7 protein-coding genes are annotated in these 7263 nt (G+C 71.2%); 1 reads left to right on the top strand and 6 read right to left on the bottom strand.

Annotated features, from left to right (window positions below):
• The 4 genes from XM48_RS00360 to XM48_RS00350 form a co-directional block, all read right to left on the bottom strand.
• Positions 1–356: translation initiation factor IF-2 N-terminal domain-containing protein (locus XM48_RS00360; protein WP_197074102.1), on the bottom strand; the 356-nt coding region annotated here is incomplete at its 3' end.
• 74 nt (positions 357–430) lie between these two features.
• On the bottom strand, positions 431–688 hold the full coding sequence (locus XM48_RS17325; RefSeq protein ID WP_084820823.1) for a YlxR family protein: 258 nt from the start codon (positions 686–688) through the stop codon (positions 431–433).
• A 267-nt stretch (positions 689–955) separates the two neighbouring features.
• Entirely contained in the window at positions 956–1951 is a 996-nt protein-coding gene (gene nusA / locus XM48_RS00355) for a transcription termination factor NusA (RefSeq protein ID WP_046453787.1), read from the bottom strand.
• 126 nt (positions 1952–2077) lie between these two features.
• The gene (locus tag XM48_RS00350; protein WP_084820822.1) at positions 2078–3844 is read right to left on the bottom strand and encodes a proline--tRNA ligase; all 1767 of its coding nucleotides are present in this window, start codon (positions 3842–3844) and stop codon (positions 2078–2080) included.
• Positions 3845–3898: 54 nt separating this feature from the next.
• On the opposite strand from XM48_RS00350, the gene XM48_RS00345 reads away from it, so the two are divergent.
• On the top strand, positions 3899–5539 hold the full coding sequence (locus XM48_RS00345; protein ID WP_084820821.1) for a phospholipid carrier-dependent glycosyltransferase: 1641 nt from the start codon (positions 3899–3901) through the stop codon (positions 5537–5539).
• A gap of 21 nt (positions 5540–5560) precedes the next feature.
• Here the strand turns inward: XM48_RS00345 and XM48_RS00340 are convergent, their stop codons facing one another.
• Together XM48_RS00340 and XM48_RS18100 are read right to left on the bottom strand one after the other, a co-directional pair.
• On the bottom strand, positions 5561–6223 hold the full coding sequence (locus XM48_RS00340; RefSeq protein WP_046453782.1) for a response regulator transcription factor: 663 nt from the start codon (positions 6221–6223) through the stop codon (positions 5561–5563).
• A partial coding sequence (locus tag XM48_RS18100; RefSeq protein ID WP_231580749.1) for a sensor histidine kinase occupies positions 6223–7263 on the bottom strand: 1041 nt, incomplete at its 5' end. The genes XM48_RS18100 and XM48_RS00340, both read right to left, overlap by 1 nt.

The following is a 7263-nucleotide window of genomic DNA, read 5'->3' as shown; positions in this document are numbered from 1 at the left end:
GGAGCGGCCGGAGCCGCGGGCTTCGAGGGTGCAGCGGGAGCCTCGGGCGCAGCAGCGGCGGGTGCCGCCGGGGCCGGCTCGGGCTTCGCGGGCGCGGCGGGCTTCACCGGGCCGGGACGCGGACCCGCAGCGGGCTTCTTCGGCGCGGGCTTCGCCGCGGCCGGAGCAGCGCCTTCGGCGCCGGGCTTTGCGACGCCGTCCGCCTCGAGGGCGGCCTTGACCTTGCGCGCCACCGGGGGCGCGACACTGGACGAGGACGCCTTGACGAACTCGCCCATATCCTTCAGCTTGGCCAGGACGACCTTGCTATCGACACCGAGCTCTGCAGCGATCTCGTGTACGCGTGGGTTTGCCACTTTTCTCCTGTCTGGGTTCACGCCAGACAGGCGAGAACCATGATTATCGGACGGGCCTCATCGTGAGCCGCTCATTAGTTGTCCATGAGTGTTTTCAGCCTGTTCTCTAAGGGGCTGGCATCGGGTTTCCCCGATGCCCTGAGTGCACGCGCGAATGATCCGCGCGACACCGCGAGTTCGAGACACCTGCGCGTGGGATGCACCCACGCACCGCGCCCGGGAAGCACCGCGCGCTCATCGACCATGAGCCGACCCCCGCGCAGCACGACTCGGAGCAACTCTGCACGTTCCGCACGCTGGCGGCACGCAACACAGGTCCGAACCGCAACCATCTTACCAGCTTCCCTCTTGCACGTCTCCCCCGGCGCGTTGCGCCCCGGAGCGGAGGAGCGCCCGCCATCCCGCGCCGAGAACGAGTCGCGGGGTCTCGCCTCGGAAGCGAGATCCTGCGACTCCTCCGTCGCGCAGGATGACGGGCGTTGAATCAATCGACTCAGTCGTTCATGATCGAAGTGGGATGGACGCTGCGATCCGGACGTTCCGCGTCGGGCTTCGCCGCTCCGCGAAACGCGCTCAGATCGACATCCACCCCGATCGACTCAGTCGTTCATGATCGAATCGGGCTGGATGTCGATCTTCGCGCCCGTCAGCTTCGCGGCGAGACGGGCGTTCTGGCCCTCCTTGCCGATCGCGAGCGACAGCTGGAAGTCGGGCACCAGCGCGCGCACCTGCTTGAGCGACTCGTTCAGCATGAACACGTCGGTCACCTTCGCCGGCGACAGCGCGTTCGCGACGAACGCGGGCAGCTCGGGCGAGTAATCGACGATGTCGATCTTCTCCTCGCCGAGCTCGCTCATGACGGCGCGCACACGTCGCCCCATCTCGCCGATGCACGTGCCCTTGGCGTTGATGCCGGGCTGCATCGCGCGGACCGCGACCTTGGTGCGGTGCCCGGCCTCGCGAGCGAGCGACACGATCTCGACCAGGCCGGAGGCCAGTTCCGGGACCTCCAGCTCGAAGAGCTTGCGGACGAGCCCGGGGTGGGTGCGCGACACGACGACCTGGGTGCCCTTGAGGCCCTTGGAGACGCTCGTCACGTAGACGCGGATGCGGGCGCCGTGCGGGTACTCCTCGCCGGGAGCCTGCTCCTCGGGAGGCAGGATCGCCTCGACGTCGCCGAGCGACACGTGGATCATGCGCGGGTTCGGGCCCTGCTGCACGACACCGGAGACGATCTGCCCCTCCTTCTCCTTGAAGGCGAGGAGCACGGCGTCGTCCGACAGATCGCGGAGGCGCTGGCCGATGACCTGCTTGGCCGCGCTCGCGGCGATGCGGCCGAACTCGTCGGTCGTGACGTAGGCCTCGCCGATGACCTGGCCGTCCTCGTCGAGCTCGGGGACGAGCACGGAGATGTCGCCGGTCTTCCGGTCGAGGGTCGCGCGCACATCTTCAGCCCGGGGCACGGTGATGTTCTGATTCTCGGCGTGGCGCAGATAGGCGGACTGCACCGCCTGCTCGATGATCTCCACCAGCTCGTCGAACGGGATCTCCCGCTCACGCTCGATCTGTCGAAGCGTGACAAGTGGAATCTGCACGGTGGCCTCCTTATTCAGCTGTACGATCCGCAGCTCGCGGATCAAACGCCTAGGATACCGCATCCGTCCGAAACGCCGCAGGCGGCGGCCCCGAGGGGCCGCCGCCTGCGGGAGAACGCGGAGGGATCAGGCGCCGAAGAGCGCGGGCACGTCGGCCAGCGCGACCTTCTCCTTGGTGCCTGCGGCGCGATCCCAGACCTCGGCGAAGCCCTCGGTCGCGTCGCGGCCGACCACGACCACGCGCGGCACGCCGATGAGCTCGGCGTCGCCGAACTTCACGCCGGGCGACACCTTGGGACGGTCGTCGAACAGCACCTCGACGCCCGCCGAATCGAGATCGGCGGCGAGCTTCTCGGCGAGGGCGAACACCTCGGGATCCTTGCCGGTCGCGACGAGGTGCACGTCGAACGGAGCGATGGCGCGGGGCCAGATCAGGCCGCGGTCGTCGTGGTGCAGCTCGGCGAGGATCGCCATGATGCGGGTCACGCCGATGCCGTAGGAACCCATGGTCACGGTGACGAGCTTGCCGTTCTCGTCGAGCACCTTGAGGCCGAGCGCCTCGGCGTACTTGCGTCCGAGCTGGAACACGTGGCCGATCTCCATGCCGCGCGCGGTCGAGATGGGCCCCGATCCGTCGGGAGCGGGATCCCCGTCGCGCACCGCGGCGACCTCGGCGGTGCCGTCCGCGGCGAAATCGCGGCCGGCGACGAGGGAGGCGACGTGCTTCTCGTCGGCGTTGGCTCCCGTGATCCACGAGGTCCCGGGCACGACGCGCGGGTCGAGCAGGTAGCGGATCCCCGTGGCGGACTCTTCTCCGAGCACGGGCGCGTCGAGCGTGCCGGGGCCGATGTAGCCCTTGACGAGGCCCGGGTGCTTCGCGAAGTCGGCCGCGGTGGCGGGCTCGACCTCGAAGCCGCCGAAGGCGACCTCGGCGCGCTTCAGATCGGCCTCACGGTCGCCCGGAATACCGACGATCACCAGCGACCGCTCGCCCTCGGGCGAGGTCACGGCGAGCACCACGTTCTTGAGCGTGTCGGCCGCGGTCCACGCGCGTCCGTCCTCTCGCGGGAGCACCGCGTTCGCGTGCGCCACGAGCGTTTCAATGGTCGGGGTGTCGGGCGAATCGAAGACGCGCGCTTCGGGCTGCCCGTCGAAGGGGATCGCCTCGGGCGCGGGCGTGACGTACGCCTCGACGTTCGCGGCGTAGCCGCCGTCCGAACGCACGAACGTGTCCTCGCCGATCCCGATCGGCAGCAGGAACTCCTCGCTGCGCGAGCCGCCCATGGCCCCGGCGTCGGCCGAGACGATGACGTACTCGAGGCCGAGCCGCTGGAAGATGCGCTCGTAGGCGTCGCGCTGCTTCTGGTAGCTGGCGTCGAGGCCCGCGTCGCTCACGTCGAAGGAGTAGGCGTCCTTCATGGTGAACTCGCGGCCACGCAGGAGGCCGGCGCGGGGGCGCGCCTCGTCGCGGTACTTGTCCTGGATCTGGAACAGCATGAGCGGCAGATCCTTGTAGGAGGCGATGATGTCCTTCACCATCACGGTGAAGGCCTCCTCGTGCGTGGGCGCGAGCAGGTGGTCGGCGCCGTGCCGATCCTGCAGGCGGAACATGTTGTCGCCGTACTCCTCCCAGCGGCCCGTCGCCTCGTATGCCTCGCGCGGCAGCATGGCCGGGAAATGCACCTCGTGGGCGCCCGCGGCGATCATCTCCTCGCGCACGATCTGCTCGATGCGGCCCTTGACCCGCAGGCCGAGCGGCAGCCAGGCGAACACGCCCGGCGACTGGCGCCGGATGTAGCCGGCGCGCACCAGCAGCTTGTGGCTCGCGACCTCGGCGTCGGCCGGGTCCTCGCGGAGCGTCTTCAAGAAGTAATTGGACAGACGAGTCAGCACACCACCATGCTACCCGCGGGGGTCACCCCGGCGCGCGCACCGTAGGGTGGAACCATGTCGAGCACCGAGCGGCTTCTCTTCCGGTTGCGCCGGCTGGCGCCCGTGCTCGTGCTGCTGCTCGCGGCGGCGCTGCGCCTCTGGGCGCTCGCCCGCCCCGGCAGCCTCGTCTTCGACGAGCTCTACTACGTGCGCGACGCGATCAGCCAGCTCGCGCACGGATATCCGACCACCTGGCCGAACGACGACCCCGCACTCACCTCGGCGAACGCGCACGCGTTCACCGATGCCGCGTCGAACGCCGTGCATCCGCCGCTCGGCAAGTGGCTGATCGGACTGGGCGTCCTGCTGTTCGGCCCCGACAACGGCTGGGGCTGGCGCATCTCGGTCGCGGTCGCCGGCGTGGCGACGGTCGGGGTGACGATGCGCCTGGCCTGGCGCATGAGCCGCAGCATCGCGATCGCCTGCATCGCGGGCCTGCTGCTCGCGCTCGACGGCGTGCACGTGGTGCTCAGCCGGGTCAGCCTGCTCGACGGTTTCCTGGCGCTCGCGATCGTGCTCGGCGCGCTGTTCATGTGGCGGGACCATGAGCAGACGGGGCGCGTGCTGCGCGAATCCGCGCTGAGCGGCGCCCGCTTCGCCCCGCTGGTCTGGCGTCGACCGTGGCTGCTGGCGGCGGGGCTCGCCTTCGGGGCCGCCGCGGGGATCAAGTGGTCCGGGCTCTACCCGCTCGCGGCGTTCCTCGTGCTCGTGGTCGTGCAGGATCTGCTGCGCCGCCTCCGACTGGGCGCGAAGACGCCCCTGCTCGACGCGCTCGCGCAGGCCTTCATCACGGGGCTGATCGCGCTGCCCGCCGCCGTCATCGCGTACCTCGCGACCTGGATCGGTTGGATTGTGACGCCGGGCGGCTGGGACCGCACCCCGAAGGGATCCTGGTGGGCGGACCTGCTCCGGTACCACTCCGACATGCTCGCCTGGCACGGATCGCTCTCGGCCCCGCACCCCTACGCCTCGCACCCCATCACCTGGCCGCTCGACCTCCGGCCGACGGCGATGTACCTGCAGCAGATCCCGCAGGGGTCCTCCTGCCCGTGGGCCGGCGGATGCGTCTCGGTGGTGTCGCCGCTGCCGAACATCATCGTCACCTGGGGCGGGGTCCTCGCGCTGCTCGTGCTGATCTGGCTCGTGCTCCGCACCGCGATCGGCGTCGCCAGCCCGGTCCGAGCCGCAGGGCGGCTCGCCGCCCGAGCGGCCCGCGTCAGGCCCGCGGCGGATCCCTCGTTCGTGCCCCCAGCCCCGCGCCATCGCATCGCCCGATCGCTCGTCGCGAGCCCGCTGATGCCGGCGGCCGCCTTCGTGCTCGTCGGCTACGCCTCGGGCTGGCTGCCGTGGCTGGTCACGGTGAAACGCAGCGCCGTGTTCGAGTTCTACGCCGTCGTACTGACCCCGTTCTCGGCGATCGGTCTCGCCCTGGTGCTCGGCATGCTGTGGGGGATCCCGATCCGCTCGGAGCGCACGTCGGCTCGCGGCATGCGGCTCGACGGCAGCCGGGAGTCGCTGCTCGGGCGCCGGTTGACCGTCGCGCTCGTGCTGGGGTTCGCGCTCGCTCTCGCCGCGTTCTTCTTCCCCGTGTGGTCGGGGATCCCGATGACGGAGTGGTTCTGGCAGTCGCACCGCTGGCTGCCCGGCTGGGACTGAGGGGGGGGGCGCGGTCGACCGCTACAGCAGCCGGCGACTGAGCGCCCAGGCGGTGAGCTCGTGCCGGTTCGACAGCTGCAGCTTGCGCAGCACGTTCGACACGTGGGTCTCGACCGTCTTGACCGAGAGGAACAGCTCGGCCGCGACCTCCTTGTAGGCGTAGCCGCGCGCGATCATCCGCATGACCTCCTGCTCGCGGGCCGACAGCCGGTCGAGCTCGTCGTCGGCCAGCGCCGTCTCCCCCGTCCCGGCGCCGAAAGCGTCGAGCACGAAACCCGCGAGCCTCGGCGAGAACACCGCGTCGCCGCCCCGGACCCGCACGACCGCGGCGGTCACTTCCGCGCCCGAGGCCGTCTTCGTGAGATAGCCGCGCGCGCCGGCGCGGATCACGCTGACGACGTCGTCGGCCGCGTCCGACACGCTGAGCGCCAGGCAGCGCACGCCCGAGATCCCGGCCGTGCGCCGCAGCACCTCGGCGCCTCCGCCGCCGGCGCCGCCCGGGAGGTGCACGTCGAGCAGCACCACCTCGGGGCGCTCCCGTTCGATGATCCCGACCGCCGCATCGACGTCGGCGGCCTCCCCGATCACCTCGAGCTCCGGTCCGAGCTCGGCGCGGAGTCCCGTGCGGAAGATCTGGTGGTCGTCGACGATCACCACCCGGATCGCCTGCTCCTGCGTGTCCATCAGCGTTCCGCCCTCTCGTTCGTGTCGTCCTGCGCGGCGGCCATCGGCATCGCGAGCCGCACGGAGGTGCCGGTGCCGCCCGGCCCCGGCACGATCCGGGCGGTGCCGCCCGCGCGCTCCATGCGTCCCAGGATCGATTCGCGCACGCCCATGCGGCCCTCGGGCAGCGCGTCGGGATCGAGGCCGGGACCGCGGTCGGTCACGTCGACCGAGACCCGATCCTGTCCCGTCTCGATGTAGACGGTCGCCTCGCCGCCGGCGTGCCTGGCCGCGTTGAGCATCGCTTCCTTCGCCGCCGCCACGATCGGGTCCGGTGCGACGCCGCCGGAGCCGACCACGACGAGTTCGAATCGCACGGGGTGATCCGCTTCGAGCGCCGTCGCGTGCGCCCGCAGCGAGGCCGCGATCTCGGTGCGCTCGTCGGGGCCGCCGCCATCGGCCGTGCGGAACAGCCACTCCCGCAGCTCGCGCTCCTGCCCTCGGGCGATTCGCGCGACCTCGCTGCCCGGCTCCGAGCGCTGCTGAATCAGGGCCAGCGTCTGCAGCACGGAGTCGTGCAGGTGGGCGGCGATCTCGGCGCGCTCGGCCTCGCGGGCACGGCCGGAACGCTCGGCGATCAGCTCGCGGTTGACCCGGAGCACCCACGGCGCGATGGCGAGCGCGACGCCGATGAGCACCGCGATCGCCGCGGCGATGACGGTCCAGGCGCTGGGCTGCTTGGCCGTGACGAAGAACATGAGCACGCCGACGGCGACCAGGGCGAGCGCGCCGAGCACCCGCGGCACCTGGTTGCGTTCGGGCCGATCCCGATCGGCGATCTGCCACCAGGCGAGGCCGACGCCCACGAGCACGGCGAGGCCCGGCAGGATCACCTCGAGCCGCAGGTCGACTCCCAGCTGCGTGAGCACGAGCGCGAGGCCCGCGATCAGCAGGCTCGCGCCGAGCACGATCTCGGCGATCGGCCGCCGCGCACCCGGCTCGCGCGCGGGCGCCGACGTTTCGCGTTCCGCGGCAGGAGCCGAGGCCGCCGCCCGGGCGGT

It is taken from the genome of Leucobacter sp. Ag1 (assembly GCF_000980875.1).
In the GTDB taxonomy this organism is placed as follows: domain Bacteria; phylum Actinomycetota; class Actinomycetes; order Actinomycetales; family Microbacteriaceae; genus Leucobacter; species Leucobacter iarius.
This window is presented reverse-complemented; position numbering and strand designations above follow the sequence as displayed.